General features: G+C 62.2%; 17 protein-coding genes. 8 read left to right on the top strand and 9 right to left on the bottom strand.

Going from position 1 to position 17,223, the window contains the following annotated elements:
- Positions 1-82: 82 nt before the first annotated feature.
- The 4 genes from BSG19_RS03345 (at position 83) to BSG19_RS03360 (ending at position 3,572) form a co-directional block, all read left to right on the top strand.
- Complete coding sequence (locus BSG19_RS03345; protein WP_092984807.1) at positions 83-1,069, top strand: glutathione S-transferase family protein; 987 nt, start codon at positions 83-85, stop codon at positions 1,067-1,069.
- 77 nt (positions 1,070-1,146) lie between these two features.
- Positions 1,147-2,055, top strand: a complete 909-nt coding sequence (locus BSG19_RS03350; RefSeq protein ID WP_092984809.1) for a metallophosphoesterase family protein — start codon at positions 1,147-1,149, stop codon at positions 2,053-2,055.
- Between the two features lie 198 nt (positions 2,056-2,253).
- A complete protein-coding gene (locus BSG19_RS03355; RefSeq protein ID WP_092984811.1) occupies positions 2,254-2,742 on the top strand; it encodes a sigma factor-like helix-turn-helix DNA-binding protein in 489 nt (162 codons plus the stop codon).
- 2 nt (positions 2,743-2,744) lie between these two features.
- Positions 2,745-3,572 (top strand): anti-sigma factor family protein, encoded by an 828-nt coding sequence (locus BSG19_RS03360; RefSeq protein WP_092984813.1) that lies wholly within the window; start codon positions 2,745-2,747, stop codon positions 3,570-3,572.
- Between the two features lie 64 nt (positions 3,573-3,636).
- On the opposite strand, the gene leuA is transcribed toward BSG19_RS03360, so the two are convergent.
- The 3 genes from leuA to BSG19_RS03370 form a co-directional block, all read right to left on the bottom strand.
- Positions 3,637-5,346, bottom strand: coding sequence for a 2-isopropylmalate synthase (leuA, locus tag BSG19_RS03365; protein ID WP_092984815.1), 1,710 nt, complete (start codon positions 5,344-5,346; stop codon positions 3,637-3,639).
- 203 nt (positions 5,347-5,549) lie between these two features.
- Positions 5,550-5,675 carry a hypothetical protein gene (locus tag BSG19_RS26495; protein WP_274533663.1) on the bottom strand — a complete coding sequence of 42 codons (126 nt, stop codon included), beginning with the start codon at positions 5,673-5,675 and terminating at the stop codon, positions 5,550-5,552.
- A gap of 191 nt (positions 5,676-5,866) precedes the next feature.
- Positions 5,867-6,448 (bottom strand): ATP-dependent Clp protease proteolytic subunit, encoded by a 582-nt coding sequence (locus BSG19_RS03370; protein WP_092984817.1) that lies wholly within the window; start codon positions 6,446-6,448, stop codon positions 5,867-5,869.
- 276 nt (positions 6,449-6,724) lie between these two features.
- Here BSG19_RS03370 and BSG19_RS03375 point away from each other — a divergent pair, with 276 nt between their 5' ends.
- Both BSG19_RS03375 and BSG19_RS03380 read left to right on the top strand, forming a co-directional pair.
- Positions 6,725-7,309 (top strand): HupE/UreJ family protein, encoded by a 585-nt coding sequence (locus BSG19_RS03375; RefSeq protein WP_092984819.1) that lies wholly within the window; start codon positions 6,725-6,727, stop codon positions 7,307-7,309.
- A gap of 205 nt (positions 7,310-7,514) precedes the next feature.
- Positions 7,515-8,309, top strand: coding sequence for a DUF2076 domain-containing protein (locus BSG19_RS03380; RefSeq protein WP_092984821.1), 795 nt, complete (start codon positions 7,515-7,517; stop codon positions 8,307-8,309).
- A gap of 21 nt (positions 8,310-8,330) precedes the next feature.
- Here BSG19_RS03380 and queF read toward each other — a convergent pair whose 3' ends face one another.
- The 3 genes from queF to BSG19_RS03395 all read right to left on the bottom strand — a co-directional run bounded on the left by queF (position 8,331) and on the right by BSG19_RS03395 (position 12,193).
- Positions 8,331-8,795, bottom strand: coding sequence for a preQ(1) synthase (gene queF / locus BSG19_RS03385; protein WP_092984823.1), 465 nt, complete (start codon positions 8,793-8,795; stop codon positions 8,331-8,333).
- Positions 8,792-9,760 (bottom strand): cation diffusion facilitator family transporter, encoded by a 969-nt coding sequence (locus tag BSG19_RS03390; RefSeq protein ID WP_092984825.1) that lies wholly within the window; start codon positions 9,758-9,760, stop codon positions 8,792-8,794. The genes queF and BSG19_RS03390 overlap by 4 nt, the downstream gene beginning before the upstream one ends.
- Positions 9,761-10,003: 243 nt before the next feature.
- Complete coding sequence (locus tag BSG19_RS03395) at positions 10,004-12,193, bottom strand: anthranilate synthase (protein ID WP_092984827.1); 2,190 nt, start codon at positions 12,191-12,193, stop codon at positions 10,004-10,006.
- Between the two features lie 352 nt (positions 12,194-12,545).
- Here BSG19_RS03395 and BSG19_RS03400 point away from each other — a divergent pair, with 352 nt between their 5' ends.
- Positions 12,546-13,547 (top strand): extensin family protein, encoded by a 1,002-nt coding sequence (locus BSG19_RS03400; protein WP_092984829.1) that lies wholly within the window; start codon positions 12,546-12,548, stop codon positions 13,545-13,547.
- A gap of 8 nt (positions 13,548-13,555) precedes the next feature.
- Here BSG19_RS03400 and BSG19_RS03405 read toward each other — a convergent pair whose 3' ends face one another.
- From BSG19_RS03405 to BSG19_RS03415, 3 genes are all read right to left on the bottom strand, one after another.
- Positions 13,556-14,689 (bottom strand): DUF2333 family protein, encoded by a 1,134-nt coding sequence (locus BSG19_RS03405; RefSeq protein ID WP_092984831.1) that lies wholly within the window; start codon positions 14,687-14,689, stop codon positions 13,556-13,558.
- A gap of 93 nt (positions 14,690-14,782) precedes the next feature.
- Entirely contained in the window at positions 14,783-15,181 is a 399-nt protein-coding gene (locus BSG19_RS03410) for a c-type cytochrome (protein WP_092984833.1), read from the bottom strand.
- A gap of 33 nt (positions 15,182-15,214) precedes the next feature.
- Positions 15,215-15,796: a thymidine kinase gene (locus tag BSG19_RS03415; protein WP_092984835.1), complete on the bottom strand. Its 582-nt coding sequence runs from the start codon at positions 15,794-15,796 to the stop codon at positions 15,215-15,217.
- Between the two features lie 397 nt (positions 15,797-16,193).
- Between BSG19_RS03415 and BSG19_RS03420 the strand changes: the two genes are divergently transcribed.
- On the top strand, positions 16,194-17,150 hold the full coding sequence (locus BSG19_RS03420; protein ID WP_092984837.1) for a choline ABC transporter substrate-binding protein: 957 nt from the start codon (positions 16,194-16,196) through the stop codon (positions 17,148-17,150).
- The last annotated feature ends 73 nt before the right edge of the window (positions 17,151-17,223 follow it).

Raw genomic sequence — 17,223 nt, forward strand, 5'->3', positions numbered from 1 at the left:
GCGGCATGCCTGTCCGGACGTTGCCCGTCTCCTATCTTGTGTGTCATCGAGGACACTGAACCGACAATGAGGAAACCGATCCATGGGCATGCTGGTCGAAGGCATCTGGCACGACGTCTGGTACGATACCGCGGCGACCAAAGGGCATTTCAAGCGCTCCGAATCGCAGTTCCGCAACTGGGTGACAGCGGACGGCAGCGCGGGGCCGACCGGCGAAGCGGGGTTCAAGGCCGAAGCCGGACGCTACCATCTTTATGTCTCGCTGGCCTGTCCCTGGGCTCACCGCACGCTGATCTTCCGGGCGTTGAAGGGCCTGGAGGATCTGATTTCGGTCTCCGTCGTCGATTACCTGATGCTGTCGAAGGGCTGGGAGTTCAAGGACGGTCCGGGCGATACGCAGGACCATCTCTTCGGCGCGAAAGCGCTGTCTGAAATCTACGTGCGCGCCGATCCGAAATATTCGGGTCGCGTCACCGTTCCCGTCCTTTGGGATAAAAAGCAGAACAAGCTCGTCTCCAACGAGTCTGCCGACATTATCCGCATGCTCAACACAGCTTTCGATGGGCTGACAGCCTCGACCCGCGATTTCTACCCGAGCGAGTTGCGCGAGGAGATCGACGCACTCAACACCCGCATCTACGACACCGTCAACAACGGCGTCTACAAAGCCGGCTTCGCCACCACACAGGAGGCCTATGCGGAGAGCGTCGAAGCCGTCTTCGAGACCCTCGACGATCTGGAAGAGCGACTGTCCGCCCGCCGCTACCTTCTTGGCGACCGCGTGACCGAGGCCGATTGGCGGCTGTTCACGACACTGGTCCGGTTCGACCCGGTCTATGTCGGACACTTCAAATGCAACATCCGCCGCATCGTCGATTACCCCAACCTGCAGGGGTACCTGAAGGATCTCTACCAAACCCCCGGCGTCGCCGGCACGGTGGATATGCATCACATCAAGCATCACTATTACGAGAGCCACAAGACCATCAACCCGACCGGCATCGTGCCGGAGGGGCCACATCTCGACCTCGACGGTCCGCATGGCCGCGAACGCCTGACAGCGGCCTGATCGCCGTCCGTTCAAGATTGTGGCAAAAGCGTGCCGCTGCGGTTAGCTTTTCGGGCGATATGCGCTAGGTAGAACCCATGTTCAAACTTGCGCATATCTCCGATATTCATCTTGGCCCCCTCCCCAGCCTGTCCCTTCGGGAACTCGCCTCCAAGCGCATCACCGGTTTCATCAACTGGCATCGCAACAGGCGCAGCCATATGGTGGGCAATACGCTGAACACGTTGATGGATGCGATCGACCGGATCGACCCGGATCACCTCGCCATCACCGGGGACATGGTGAACCTCGCATCCTCGCGGGAGATCGAGACGGTAACGGCTTGGCTGACGGATGCCGGCGACCCGCGTAACATCTCGGTCATCCCCGGCAATCACGACGCCTATGTGCCGGGCGCCTATGAAAAGGCGACGAAGGCCTGGTACCCCTTCATGCGTGGCGAAGATGCGCCCGCGGTGTGGGACGAAGATTTTCACTGCTACCCCTACATGCGGGTTCGCGGCAATGTCGCGATCATCGGCTGTTCGACGGCCCTTGCCACGCCGCCCTTCGCCGCCAGCGGTTATTTCGGCCGGCGTCAGGCGCGCGAGACGGTCAACCTGTTGCGCGCCGCCGGAGAGGCCGGTCTCTTCCGCGTCGTCATGATCCACCATCCGCCAATTCGTGGCGCTACGCCCACCCATAAGCGCATGATCGGCATCCGCCGTTTCGGCGCCACCATCTCGGCGGGCGGCGCGGAACTCGTGCTGCATGGGCATACGCATCTCAACACGGTCTATTCGCTCCGCGGCCAGCAGATGCCCGTGCCGGTCGTGGGCATCGCGTCGGCATCGCAGGGTCTCGGCGGGTCCAAACCCCCTGCCGGGTTCAATCTCTTCTCGATATCGGGAAGCCCGGGCAACTGGAAGCTCCTGCGGGAGCGCTTCGAGCTGAACGAGGTCGGGCAAGGCGTGCATCTGGCGGAAACGACACGTTTCCTCGCCTGAGCGTGGCGAAACGGGAAACACCGCCATACCACCGCATCGTGATCGGCAAAAAACCGTGATAGAACCGTGGCTCGACTTGCGAAGCACCAGCCGATGGTTTCATATCTGTTCGGTTCGACAAACGGGAGCCGAGGGCTCGGCGCCGACCGGAAGCGCTGATATCCAGGATTCCGGACTAAACCTCCGCAGGTGAAAGCGATGCGACCAGCTCAGGAAACGATCGACATCAGCCGCGATCTCGTCAGTCTGCTGCCCAGGCTGCGACGCTTTGCGCTCACCCTGACGCGCGACGGGCAGCAGGCGGATGACCTTGTGCAGACGGTCTGCGAGCGCGCCACGGGACGCCAGCCGGTCTGGAACGGTCATGGTCGGCTCGAAGATGCGCTTTATACGCTGGCACGCAGCCTGCGCGACGAGGCCATGGGCCGACGGCGCGTGGCCACCAATCTGCATGCAGGACCGAGCCCATCAGGAGAAACATCCTATACCGGCGCCGTGCAGCAGGTGATCATTTCGATGCCCGAGGGGCTGGCCAGCGCCTTCCTTCTGGTCGCCGTCGAGCATAGAACCTATCGCGACGCCGGCCGGATTCTGGGTCTGGCGCCGGATGTCATCGCGAGCAGGCTTGCGACCGCACGGGCGCGGCTGGCCTCGATGGCCTCCGACATGACGGAAAGAAGGGCCTGACCTTGCAGAACACCAGAAGTCCCTCCATCGAGGCAAGGCTGTCGGCCTATCTCGATGGCGAAGTGGACGAAAACGAGCGCCGGGAGATCGACCAGCTTCTGGCAAACGATGCCGAAGCGCGCCGGATACTCGAACATCTCAAACAGGGCAGCGCGCTCGGTGCCTCCGGCTTCGAAGCGTTCCTGCACGATCCTGTCCCGCTGTCGCTCGCCCGCCGCATCCGGCAGGGTACAGACATCAACCCCAAACAGGAACGCGTGGTGGGCGCACCGCGAAAACAGCGTCGCAAGCTCTGGCGCGGCGCGCTTGCCGCCTCCTGCGGCATGCTTCTCATTGGCGGCTCCACGGGCTACCTGATCGGTCGAACCGTCGACGACAACACGCCGCCGACACCGGTGGTCAAGCCTCGCACTTGGCTCGATGATGTCACGGATGCGCATCGGGTCTACGCCCGTCAACCCCGCCATCTGGTCGAGGTCACGGCTGAAAATGACGAAGAAATCCGCAACTGGCTGACCGCCAGCACCGGCGTCTCCTTTGCTATCCCGGATCTCTCGGCAAGCAAGCTGACCTTTCAGGGCGCCCGCCTGCTGGTCGCTGCCGGCAAGCCGACCGCGCAGCTGCTCTTCAAGGATGAGGACGGCGAGGTCTTCGCCGTCTGTTTCCAGCGCTCAGCCACGGCGGATGAAAGCGACCGCATGACGGAGAGCATGCGCGACGACCTCGCGCTCATCTCATGGGACAAGCCGGGTGCTGCCTATGTCGTCGTCGGCCCTTCCGCCACGGCGAACTTCAAGGACCTCGCCGACGCCATCGCCGACGTGATGTAGCTTCAAAAAAATCCCCGGACATTTCCATCCGGGGATCGTGTTTTACCTGTTGGAAAGCAGGCGATCAGGCCACCTGTTCCTCGATCACCCGGTTGGCAGCGGAAACGATGGCTTCGAGGGATGCCGTGACGATATTGGTGTTGATGCCGGCCCCGAAGAGTTTGCCGCCATTGTGCTGGACCTCGACATAGGCGATGGCCGCCGCGTTCGATCCCTGCTGCAACGAATGCTCGGAATAATCGGCAACCGAGATATCGACGCCGAGATAGAGTGACAGCGCGTTGATGAAGCCATCGATCGGTCCCGTGCCACGCCCCTCGATCGTCTTCGTCTCGCCGCGATCGATGATCTCCGCCTGCACAATGCGCGCGCCCCGATGCTCGCCAAGCGGCAGCGTCGTGTGATCGACATAGCGGATGCGTGCACCCGGCTGCTCGATATAACGCTCAAGGAACCGCGCATGGATCGCCTTTGAGGGCAGTTCCTTGCCCTGCTCGTCGGTGATGCGCTGGATGTCCTCGCGAAACTCGACCTGCAGCGCACGCGGCAGGTTGATCCCGTAATCCTCCTGCAGAATATAGGCGATGCCGCCCTTGCCTGACTGGGAGTTGATCCGGATGATCGCCTCGTAGGACCGTCCCACGTCACGCGGATCGATCGGCAGATAGGGCACTTCCCATTGCGGCTTGTTGGCGGTCTTGATCGCCTTCATGCCCTTGTTGATCGCGTCCTGATGCGAGCCGGAGAAGGCCGTATAGACCAATTCGCCGACATAGGGGTGACGCTCGGTAATCGCCATCTGGTTGGAGTATTCGTAGACGTCCTTGATCCGCTCGATGTCGGAGCAATCGATCTGCGGATCCACCCCTTGCGTGAACATGTTCAGCGCCAGCGTTACGATATCCACGTTGCCGGTCCGCTCGCCATTGCCGAACAGCGTACCTTCGACGCGGTCCGCGCCTGCCATCAGGCCGAGTTCGGCGGCAGCGATGCCGGTACCCCGGTCATTGTGCGGGTGCAGAGAGATGATCAGGTTTTCGCGATTGTCGAGGTTGCGGCACATCCACTCGATCTGGTCGGCATAGATGTTCGGCGTAGACATCTCCACGGTCGAGGGCAGGTTCAGGATCAGCTTGTTCTCGGCGGTCGGCTTGATGATCTCGGCGACGGCATTGCAAATCTCCAGCGAGACCTCCAGCTCCGTACCGGTGAAGCTTTCGGGCGAATATTCGAACCGGAAGTCTCCGCCGGCCTTTGCCGCCATGTCCGCGATCATCTTGGCCGCATCCGTCGCAATCTGCTTGATGCCGTGCACGTCCTTGGCAAACACGACGCGGCGCTGCAACTCGCTCGTGGAGTTGTAGAAATGCACGATCGGCTTGTTGGCGCCTTGCAGCGACTCGAACGTCCGCGTGATCAATTCCGGACGGCACTGAACCAGAACCTGCAAGGAAAGGTCGGCCGGAATGTTGCCCTCCTCGATGCACCAGCGCGCGAAATCGAAGTCTGTCTGGGATGCGGAGGGAAAGCCGATCTCGATTTCCTTGAAGCCCATGTCGACCAGCAACTGGAACATCCGTGCCTTGCGGTCATGCCCCATGGGATCGACCAGCGACTGATTGCCGTCGCGCAGATCAACGGAACACCAGATGGGCGGGGTGGAAATCGTCTTCGACGGCCATGTGCGGTCGGTGATCGGCACCTGCGGATAAGGCTGATACTTGACGGCGGCCGAGGGCATGCCCTGTTTGACGGTATGGGACTTCAGGATCATTTCGGTTCTCTTCGACTTCACAGCGTCCGGCATCGGATAAAGGCGGGGCCTGGTTCGCTGTCACGGTGAAACGTCGCGCGTGCTGCCATAACCGATCGGAGACCGGTTTGCGATGGCAAATGCTGAGGAGTGCTGCGGAGACGTCGGATTTTAGCGGAGGCTAAGGAGCTGTGCCGGTGGGCTTGTCGGCCACCGGGCGCTCCTTAAAGAACCCGGCAACCGCGCGTAAGGCCGAGAAGAAGAAGCGAGGTGAACGCGCGCGAGCGATCGCGAACGACGGTGCGTCCACGGGAAAACTGCTCGATGATCTTGGCGCTGTTCTTCGACATGATGGGCTCAATACACGCCGCTGCAGAAAAGGGCAAGTGCGGATGAAGGAAAAGGCATATGCACACCGATAATGCATGTATGGCTGTATGAACGTCCCGCGGCCGCCGGTCCGGCGCAGTCCTCAATCTGCGCAACGAAAAACCCCGCCGATACGCGGCGGGGTTCAAAATACCGTTCCAAGCCGAATGGCTCAGATGTCGGCCACATTCGTGACGATCCGCGATACAAGACCGTAGGTCTTGGCATCTTCGGCGGACAGCCAGTAATCGCGGTCCGTATCCTTGGCGATCTTTTCGATCGGCTGGCCGGTCGCTTCCGAGAAGATCCGGTTCAGGCGCTCGTTCATCTTGATGATTTCACGTGCCTGGATCTCGATGTCGGATGCCATGCCGCGCGTGCCGCCAGAGGGTTGGTGAAGGAGGAAGCGCGTATTGGGCAGGCAAAGACGCTGCTCTTTCGGCACCGATACATAGATCAGCGCGCCGGCGGAGGCGACCCAGCCTGTGCCGATGATCCAGACCTTCGGCTTCACGAACTTGATCATGTCGTGAATGCTGTCGCCGGATTCGACATGGCCGCCCGGCGAATTGACGAAGATGCGGATATCTTCATCGCTTGCGGACGACAGGGCCACGAGCTGCGAGCAGACCTTCTGCGCCAGTTCCTGGTTGATCGGGCCGTAGATGAAAATCGAGCGCGACTTGAAAAGGTTCGCTTCCGTTTCCTTGCCCAGGGGCAGTTCCGTCTTCTTGTCGTCCTCGTCTTCGTTCATCCGCTGTCTCCCGCGAAATTTCAGGTGTCTGCCTGCTCAGATAAGGCGACTCGACCGCGATGACAATGCAACAAACACAGGACCCGGGGCAACAAGCGCGGTCCCCTGCACCGGCCAGACCGCTCGCGATGGTTAAGAGGGCAATTTTGAAGCCCTGTCCTGGGCATTTGCCGTATGGACACTGGGCGATGGCGGATTAGGATGCGGACTGCAACGATAACGGCGGCGCGCCTCCCAAGCAGATCCCATTCGCCGCCATGAACTGAGGGGACCATCATGACACGTCGCTTTCTCGCCGCCACCGCCGCGGCATTCGCCCTTTCCACCGCTCCCGCCTTCGCCCACCTGAACCCGGCCGAACACGGCTCGATGATGGCGGGCATCACCCATCCGCTTTCGGGGCTCGATCACATCCTGGTCATGGTCGCCGTCGGGCTCTGGGCGGCGCAGATGGGCGGCCGTAGCATTCCCGTCGTTCCCGCGGCCTTCGTCGTCACGATGGCTCTCGGCTTCGCGCTGGCGCTGTCCGGCCTGCACCTGCCCTTCGTGGAGCCGGCCATCCTTGCCTCCATCGTGGCGCTCGGCCTGCTGGTGGCCATGGCCGTGCGCATGCCGGCGGCGGCCGGCGCGGGCGTCGTCGGTATCTTCGCCCTCTTCCACGGCTATGCACATGGCGGCGAACTTGGCGCGGCAACCGCCCTGCCCTTCGGCCTCGGCTTCGCACTTTCGACGGCAGCGCTGCATGCAGCGGGTATCGGCCTTGGCCTCATGATCGGCCGTGCGGGCAATGCAAGTCTCGTCTCTCGCTTCCTCGGCGCCGCGACGGCCATAACGGGTGCCGCGTTGTTCGTCGCCGGTTGACCGGAACGTTCGCCTCCAGGCGACGCTGAAAATCTTTTGCACACTGCCCGAATCCGGCCCTGAAAAGCCGGATTTGCTCGGTGTAATCGACGACATGGCACACCAGCCAGCATGGACCGGGCGGCACAGCACCGCGAGACCGATCCATGAGGAACCGACAAGCGGCAGCATCATTCTTGAATGATCGTGCCCTTGGGAGACGAGCATGTCACCGGAAGAACAATCCCTTCTCAGCGGCCTTTTCGAACGGGTCCGCACCGCATCATCGACGCCACGCGACAGCGCGGCGGAAAACCTGATCGATCAGGCTGTCCGCAGCCAGCCTTCGGCACCCTACTACCTCGCCCAGGCCGTCATCGTTCAGGAAAAGGGCCTGGAGGCCGCAGCACAGCGGATCGAGGCCCTCGAAGCTCAACTTCGCCAGAGCGAGGACCGCCTCCATGCACTGGAGCGCGAACGCGACAGCGCGCCACGCGAGAGCCATCCGGGTGGCTTCCTCGGCTCCATCTTCGGATCGTCGGAAAGGCCGCAACCAACGGATCGGTCCGACACAGGCGGGCCATGGGGCAGCGCACCCCGCGCAACGTCGCCTATGCCACAGCAGCAACCCTATCAGCCGCAGCAGCCAGCGAGCGGTCCCTGGGAGCGTCAGCCGCAGCAGACATCAGCCGGCGGAGGCTTTCTGCGCGGTGCCATGGGTACGGCAGCCGGGGTTGCAGGTGGCATGCTGCTCGCCAACTCGCTCAGCGGCATCTTCGGCAACCATATGTCATCGCTCGGCCTTGGCGGCGCGATGCCAACCGCAGCGCCGATCGAGGAAACCACGATCAACAACTATTACGGTGACGATGCCGTCACCCAGGCGTCGGATACCGCACCGGCAGACAATGCGCCCGATGCGCCCGCCGGCAATGACGGCTGGCAGCAAGCCGACTTCGACTCATCGCAGGGCGATGACGTCGATACCGACTTCGGCTCCGACGATACCATGGACGTGTGACCCGAGCGGCCCTGCCGGCGGTCAGCCACGACCGCGATAGGGCTGGACACCCTGATCGGGCAGCCAGACGCCTTCGGGCGGGTTGCCCGTCTGCCAGAACACGTCGATCGGAATACCGCCGCGCGGATACCAGTAGGCTCCGATGCGCAACCATTTCGGCGAGAGCAGATCGACCAGCCGCTTGGCGATATCGAGTGTGCAATCCTCATGAAATGCGCCGTGATTGCGGAACGAATGAAGGAAGAGCTTGAGCGACTTCGATTCGACCAGCCATCCGTCCGGCACATAGTCGATGACGATATGCGCAAAATCCGGCTGCCCGGTCATCGGGCAAAGCGATGTGAACTCCGGTGCCGTGAAGCGCACCACGAAATCGGTGCCCGCGTGATTGCTCGGAACGCGCTCCAGCACGGCTTCGTCGGGGTTCGTTGCGCCGGCAACGGCCTGTCCCAGCATGGACAGCCCGGAAACGTCGGTCTTACTCATGTATCAGCTCCTTCTTGGCTTCTCGGTCCGTCGGGTGACATCGGCTCGGGCCGGCTCGGCGTTACCTTGACGCGAATGCCGTGGGCCTTCTCACTCTCCGGTTCGATGTGAATGGCGATCTTGGCGGCCCCGTTGACGGCGCGGATGGCGTCCTCGATGCGGTCGCAAATATCGTGCGCGGCGCCGACGGTCATGTCCGCCGGCACCACCATGTGAAAATCGACGAAGATGACCGAAGCCGCCTGCCGCGTCTTCAAGTCGTGCACACCGAGCGACCCCGCCGCATTGTCCGCGATAGCGGCACGGATCTCCGCATCTTCCGCGGTCTCCACCGCGCGATCCATCAAGCCGCTGATCGAACCGGCGATGACCTTCCAGCCCTGAAACAGGATATTGCCGGCGACGATAACCGCAAGGAGCGGATCGAGGATGGTGTAACCCGTAGCGATGGCCAGCAGGAGACCGACAAGGACGCCGCCCGAGGTGACGACATCCGACATGATGTGATGCCCGTCGGCGGACAGCGCCGGCGACCGGAACGCCTTTCCGGCGCGCAGCAGAATGGTCGCCCAGATCGCGTTGACGACGCCGGCCGCAAGGTTGATGGCAAGACCGATGGCCGGCGCCTCGATCGGTTGCGGCGAGAGAACTGCGGGCACGGCCTCGTAGACGATGACGAGGGCTGCGACGACGATGAGCACGCCCTCGATGACGGCCGAGAAATATTCCGCCTTGTGATGGCCGAATGGATGGTCGTCATCGGCGGGCTTTGCGGCATAACCGATCACCACGAAGGCGACGACAGCCGCAACGACGTTGACGATCGATTCGAGACCATCGGAGAGCAGCGCCACGGACCCCGTGAACCACCATGCCGCCATCTTCATGGCCAGCACGAGAAGCGACAGCGGAATGGTCCAGAAAGCAAGCCGCTGGGCGCGGTTGATGGTGCTTGTCGTCGTCATGAAACGTACCTCTGGCCGGCAGCCCGTGCCTGCCTCTCACGCGGCTGACGCCCGCCGCCGCGTTGGTGGCGATGGGGCGACGACTGCGGACCTATCTGGAATGCCTGATCTGCGCGGTCGCAGTGTCTTCTGCCGCCGAGAGCGGTCACGGCCATCGACGTATCTGCCGAAACGATATTGCCCGCACCCTTTCGCGGAAAAGGCACGGGCATGCAAGACCCTAAAACAGGCGCAAGCCGCTTATCAGGCTGCTTTCACTTTGGCGCGCTTGGCGAGGTTCGCCACGACGTTCTCGATCATCCGCATGCCGGCGTCGCCGCCGAGCGTCATGATGGATTCCGGATGGAACTGAACGGCTGCGATCGGCTCCTTCGTATGCTCGATGCCCATGATCGTCCCGTCCTCGCTCTCGGCCGTGATCATGAAATCGCGCGGCAGTGTCGAGGGGTCGGCGAAGATCGAATGGTAGCGCCCGACGGTCACTTCCTTGCCGAGACCGGCAAAGACGAGGCCCGGCTCCAGCACGCGGATGCGCGAAGGTTTGCCATGCATGGGAACGGCAAGCTGCCGCAGGTCCCCGCCATAGGCTTCGGCGAGCGCCTGCAAGCCAAGGCACACACCAAAGATTGGCAGATTGCGCGCCCTTGCCTTCTTGATCGTCGCCTTGCAGTCGAAATCCCTAGGCTTGCCGGGGCCCGGCGAAAGCACGACGAGATCCGGCTTCAACCGGTCCAGCAGTTCCTCTGCCACCGGAGAGCGCACCGTGTTCACGGTCGCGCCCGTCTGGCGGAAATAATTGGCGAGCGTATGAACGAAGCTGTCCTCGTGATCGACCAGCAGAATGCTGACGCCGGCGCCAACGGGCGCGACATCGCGGGCCTGCTTGCCCTTGGCGGCGGATTTGGCATCGCGGATGGCGGAGATCATGGCGGAGGCCTTCAGTTCGGTTTCGGCTTCTTCCTCATGCGGATCGCTGTCGTTGAGCAGCGTCGCGCCGGCCCGCACTTCCGCAATGCCGTCCTTGATGCGGATCGTGCGCAGCGTCAGGCCCGTGTTCATGTCACCATTGAAACCGACCATGCCGATCGCGCCGCCATACCATGCGCGCGGGCTCTTCTCGTGGCTTTCGATGAAGCGCATCGCCCACAGTTTCGGCGCGCCGGTGACCGTTACGGCCCAGGCATGGCTGAGGAAGCCGTCGAAAGCATCCATGTCGTCGCGCAGGCGACCTTCGATGTGATCGACGGTGTGGATCAGACGCGAATACATCTCGATCTGGCGGCGCCCGATGACCTTGACCGAGCCGGGCTCGCAGACGCGGCTCTTGTCGTTGCGGTCGACGTCGGAGCACATGGTCAGCTCGGATTCATCCTTCTTGGAGTTCAGCAGCTTCAAAATCTGCTCGCTGTCGGCAATCGGATCGTCGCCGCGCTTGATCGTGCCCGATATCGGGCAGGTCTCGATGCGCCGGCCGGACACGCGCACGAACATTTCGGGCGATGCCCCGACCAGATACTCCTGATGGCCGAGATTGATGAAGAACGAATAGGGCGAAGGATTGATCGCCTTCAGGCGATTGGAAATTTCCGAGGGGCGGCTTTCGCAGCGCTCGTAGAACTTCTGCCCGGGCACGACCTCGAAGAGGTCGCCGCGACGAAAGCTCTCCTTGGCCTTCGTCACCAGTTCGGCATATTCGCCCGGCCGATGGTCGCCATGCGGTGGAATGCTGTCCACGACGCGGAACGGCTCGGCCTCGATGTCGCCAGCCTTTCCGAAAGTCGAGAGATCGCCCTGCGCGAAGTCGTAACGGTCGATCCAGGCTTTGGCGGCGTAATGATCGACCACCAGGATTTCATCGGGCAAGAACAGCACCATGTCGCGCTGGTCGTCCGGGCGCTTCAGGGTGAAATCGATGGCGTCGAACTGGAATGCGAGGTCGTAGCCGAAGGCGCCGTAGAGGCCGAGGCTGGCATCTTCCGCCGAGAAGAACAGCGCTGTAACGGCGCGCAGCACCGTGAAAACGGTCGGCGTCTTCGAACGCTCTTCCTCGGTAAAGACATGATCCGGCATGTCGATCGTCAGATCCAGCCGCCGATCCGTCAACGTGCCGAGCGTGATGTCCTTCACGCCCTTCAGGTGCTGCGAAATCAGAGACAGCAGCACCTCGCCGCGTTCGTTATAGGCTTCGATCCACAGCGAGCGGCCGAAGGAGGATATGCCGAGGGGCGGATCGACGATGGCCGTGTCCCAGCGGGTATAGCGACCGGGATATTCGTAGTTGGAGGAGAACACCGCGCCGCGCCGCTCATCGAGCTGGTCAACATAAGTCGAGATCGCATCGGCATACGACGCCTCGCGGCGGCGGCGTGTGACGGTGATTCCACCCTGCGTCACGTAGGATTCGGCACCATCTTCAAGCTTGGTCGTCGACATTCGTTCGCTCCGTTCTGGCTCGGGAAACGAGCACGGCCAGAATGCAAAAAAGCCGCCTCGAAACTCCGGGCGGCTTATCGTAAAAATCCATCACGCAGGACTGATCGAGGCCGCTTTAGCGAGCCCACCACCAGACAGAGAGGATGCGTGTGTTGATCATGAAAAACTGTTAGCGCGGAGATCGCCGTCTGGCAAGCGGCAAGCGCTGCAAAAGCAGGCTTCGCCATCACGACACCGTGGCGAAAGGGCGACACCTCTCGGCAAACCGTTCGTCATGCCCCTCGCCGCCAGTCGTCGCGCACCTAGTTCAGGATGACCGGCCAAAGCGCCGCCTGAAACTGGATGGGTCCCTATGCGTCGACGTCTGCCGCTGTTTCTCCCGCTGATGGTCATCCCGGCCGTCCTTATCCTCGCAGGTGCAGGCCTGCCGGAAGCCGGCCCCGTTCCGGACACGAAGCCGGCGACCGCCGAAACACAACCTGCGCCGACGACGGAAAAGAAGCCCGAGCCGACGAGCACTGACGGTCAGCCAGTCGAACCGGCAGCCGAGGAAGATGTTCCAAAGCCCGAGGCCAAACCTGCCCCGCCGACGACCGATGCGGCGCCGGCGGAGCCAGAAACCGGAAAGCCGGAAAGCGAGACGAAAAAACCGGCAGAGCCGCCGGCAGATAAGAATGCTGCCCAGCCGGAAACGAAGTCCGAGGTGCCTGAGCCGGGCGATTCAGCGCCAGCTGACAAGCCAGCCGAACCCAGGACCACGACGCCTGCCGCCGAACTCGTCATCACGCCGGAGGAGCCCGCAGCCTATGCGCAGTGCCTGACCGACCTCAAAGCCCTCGGCGCGACCTTCTCGGAGAAGCCGCGCATCGACGATGGCAAGGGTTGCGGCATCGACAAGCCGATCTCCGTCTCAGAGATCCTGCCGGGCATCAAGCTCGCACCGGACGCCACGCTGCGCTGCGAGGCCGCACTGGAACTCGCCCGCTGGACGAAGGAAGCCGTGCTTCCCGCGGCCCGCATCGCGATGTCTGAAGATGGAGCGCTGAAGACCATCAACCAGGCCTCAAGCTATATCTGCCGCCTGCGCAACAATGCCTCGACCGGCAAGATCTCCGAGCACGCCCGCGGCAACGCCATCGACATCGCCTCGTTCACCTTCAAAAACGGCGAAACGATCGCCATCCAGCCGCGCGATGAGGATGGCACCCTCTCCGGCGCCTTCCAGCGCGCGGTGACGGCGACCGGATGCCTCTACTTCGAAACGGTGCTGGACCCCGGCAGCGACGAGGCCCACGAAAATCACCTGCATTTCGACGTGCTGCAAAGGCGCGGCAACTACCGTTACTGCCGGTAACGCGTCACCTAGCGGGCCAGAATCTCGCGCATTTCCACGAGATTGGAGCGAACGCGCAGGATGTAAAAACCCATCGTCGCGAGGTGCGTCGGCATGATCCAGCCGTCCTCGCGGCCATTGGAAATGATGGCCGGCTGGATGCGGAGCGCCGAGCGCAGCTGCTTCAGACTTTCCGCCCAGATCGGCGCCAGGCCACGCTGGGTGATAACGCCGTCGAAGTCGGCGCCAGCCGCTGCCATCACGCCGTAGTAACCGTAGAGCTGGCCGTAGGCGAACCAGAACCGGTCGTCCGCTCGCGTATCGAACCAGCCGCCATTGTGATCCTCCGAACGCTCGCGGATCATCGCCGAGGTGTTCCCGATATCGTTGGAAATGCGGTCGATGAACTCGACCAGATTGTCCGAACGCCCGTCAAACGTCGCCTCGCATTTCACGAGGCTCTCGTTGAACGTCTGCAGATCACGCTTGGCGGAGCGATAAAAGCTCGGTGTCGGCGTCTTCGGACCGAAGGGATCAAGCCCGAAATACCATGCGCCCTCATCGAACTGCATGTTGCTGCGGGCCTTTTGCAGGTTCTCGTTGATGCCCGACGTGCCACGCACCCTGCCGAGCGAATCGACCAGCTCAACCGTCGTGCGCCGCACCGCCTGATTCACGCCGCGCTGGAAGGATGCCTTGTTATCGAGGAACGGCGTGTGGTCCCAGTCGATGCCGAAGAAGCCTGCCTTGTAGAGCAGCATGGAGGATATCCACGCATTCTCGTCGACATTGAAATCGATCAGGTCCGAAGCGACATCGACGATCGCCGAGCGCTCGCAGGTCGGCGTTGCCGGCGCTGCGGCACCCGGCGCCAGTTTCACCGGCAGCCCGGCATCGGTCTTGCGTGCCGCGAAATTATAGCGGTTCACGTAGTCGGGATCGAAATTCGTCCAGGCCTGCGTCGTGAAGATAAAGTAGCCGTAGAGACCGACGAAGAGGATCACGACAGCGGCGACCGGCCCTTTGACGATCCAGCCGCCACTCGCCCGGAACCAGCCGGCAAATTTGACGAAAGGGAAAAGAAGCCAGGAGATGGCAACGCCGAGCCCCCGGCCGAACGATGAAAAGAAGCGCTGGAAGAACGCGACGACCGGTTCGAGCATGGAGGCGTGTTCCTTCTGACATGCGGCGTATTGCCCAGCCTGACATAGGCGTCGTGGCCATCCGCCACAACCGGCTTCATCATGCCTGGCGCTTTATTGCGCGGCCGTGCTTTTCAGATAAGCGATCACGTCGGCGATGTCCTTGTCGGTCTTCAGGCCGGCAAAGCTCATGCGCGTACCGGGAACCATGGCGCGCGGCGCCAGCAGATACCTCCCGAGACGCGCCTCGTCCCACGTCTTGCCGTCACTGCCGAATGCTTTCATCGCAGCCGAATAGCCGTAGCTTTCCACATGCGCGACCGGCCGGCCGACGACGCCTTGCAGGCTGGGGCCGACGCGATTCTCAGGCCCGGTTGCCATGTGGCAGGCGCCGCATTTGCGAAAGACGCGCTCGCCCGCGGCGATATCTCCAACCGGGGCATCTCCGGCACGCGCCGCACCCGTTACCGCAAGGAAGGCGAGCAGAAGACAGAGGGAAAAACCGATGCGCATGTCGTGCTCCCGAGAACGAGGTGAAAACGCAGCTTATGCTTCATGCATCCGGTCGTCCCAGTGCCGGCGGCAGTAGGAGACGTATTTCTCGTTGCCGCCGATCTCCACCTGAGCACCTTCATGCATCACGCGGCCCTGCCCGTCGAGACGCACCACCATGGTCGCCTTGCGGCCGCAATGGCAGATGGTCCGCACTTCGCGCAGTTCGTCCGCGATCGCAAGAAGCGTGGCGGAACCGGGAAACAGCTGACCACGAAAGTCGGTGCGCAGACCGTAGGCCATCACCGGAATGCCGAGCCGGTCGGCCACACGGGCAAGCTGCCAGACCTGCACCTCGCTGAGAAACTGCGCCTCGTCAACGAACACGCAAGCTGCATCCGTCTGCGATATCGCGTCCTTGACCAGTGCATAGAGGTCGTCCGCAACGTTGAACGCGATGGCATTCGACGACAGGCCTATGCGGGAGGAGACGCGTCCCTCACCTGCGCGGTCGTCGAAGGCAGCGATTAGCACCACCGTCCGCATGCCGCGCTCTTCGTAATTGTAGGAGGATTGGAGCAGCAGGGTCGATTTCCCGGCGTTCATCGTGGCGTAGTGGAAATAGAGCTTCGCCATGCCGACGATCCTTTCGGGTTTTCAAGACACATCGCTGTAGGGGCGCCACGCGGCGCCCGGCCGGCGGCTTCATGCCTTACCAAGCGTCATTTGGCCAGAGCACTGTTTGGACGCTTGGCTTCGATCATTCTTGCCCCTTGCACCTATGCCTCGCGGAGGCGATGCCTTATGTTGACGCTCGTGAACGCGCGACCGTCCTCATGCCGGTCCGACATTGCGCTCAGGATCGACGGTCCACAAAATTCGATCGCGGTCATGGAATGCGCCATTGCGACATTCACTGTCGCATTACGGGCCGTGTGAGTTCGCAAGCGCAATACACTCATCGCACCACCGGATCCGACAGGCCGAGGATCCGCTGCTCTTTCTGACGTCATAACAGGGGAACAAAAAACCAATGACCAGAAGTTTCACCCGTCTGCTCACGCTCTCCGCCGCCGTTTCTCTGAGCGCGCTGAGCGCCGGAACCGCCCTAGCCGCTGACCCGGCAAGCTGTGCCACCGTCCGTTTTTCCGATGTCGGCTGGACAGACATCACGGCGACGACCGCAACCGTTGCCGCCATCGTTGAAGGTCTCGGCTACACGCCCGACATCAAGGTCCTCTCGGTTCCCGTCACCTACCAGTCGCTGAAGAACAAGGACATCGACGTCTTCCTCGGCAACTGGATGCCGGCGCAGGAAAAGGACGTGAAGCCCTATCTGGATGATAAGACCGTCGAATCGCTCGGCGCGAACCTCGAAGGCGCAAAATACACGCTCGCCACCAACGCCAAGGGCGCAGCCCTCGGCATCAAGGACTTCTCCGACATCGCCAAGCACAAGGACGAGCTCGGCGGAAAGATCTACGGCATCGAGCCGGGCAATGACGGCAACCGTCTCGTCATGACGCTGATCGAGAAGAACGAGATGGGCATGGGCGGCCTCGAGGTCGTCGAGAGCTCGGAACAGGGCATGCTGTCGCAGGTCGCTCGCGCCCAGAAGGACGACAAGCCGGTCGTCTGGCTCGGCTGGGCTCCCCACCCGATGAATTCGACGTTCGAGATGACATACCTGACGGGCGGCGACTCGAGCTTCGGCCCCAACTTCGGCGGCGCGACCGTCTATACCAACACGCGCGCCGGCTACGTTGCGGAATGCCCGAACATCGGCAAACTGATCTCCAACGTCAAATTCACCCTCGATATGGAAAACCATATCATGGGCAAGATCCTGAACGACGGTGAAGAACCCGATACGGCGGCGAAGGAATGGCTGAAGGCCAACCCGACCGCGATCGAACCCTGGCTCGCCGGCGTGACGACGCTGGATGGCAAGGACGGTCTGCCAGCCGTCAAGGCGGCGCTCGGCCTCTGATCCAGACACCGGAAGGCGGGGGAAACCCCGCCTTTTCCACGCTGGCATCCGGGCTTATCCAAGCCCCGTTTCT

The sequence above is a fragment of the Rhizobium sp. NFR03 genome (assembly GCF_900111275.1).
Taxonomy (GTDB): Bacteria; Pseudomonadota; Alphaproteobacteria; order Rhizobiales; family Rhizobiaceae; genus Ferranicluibacter.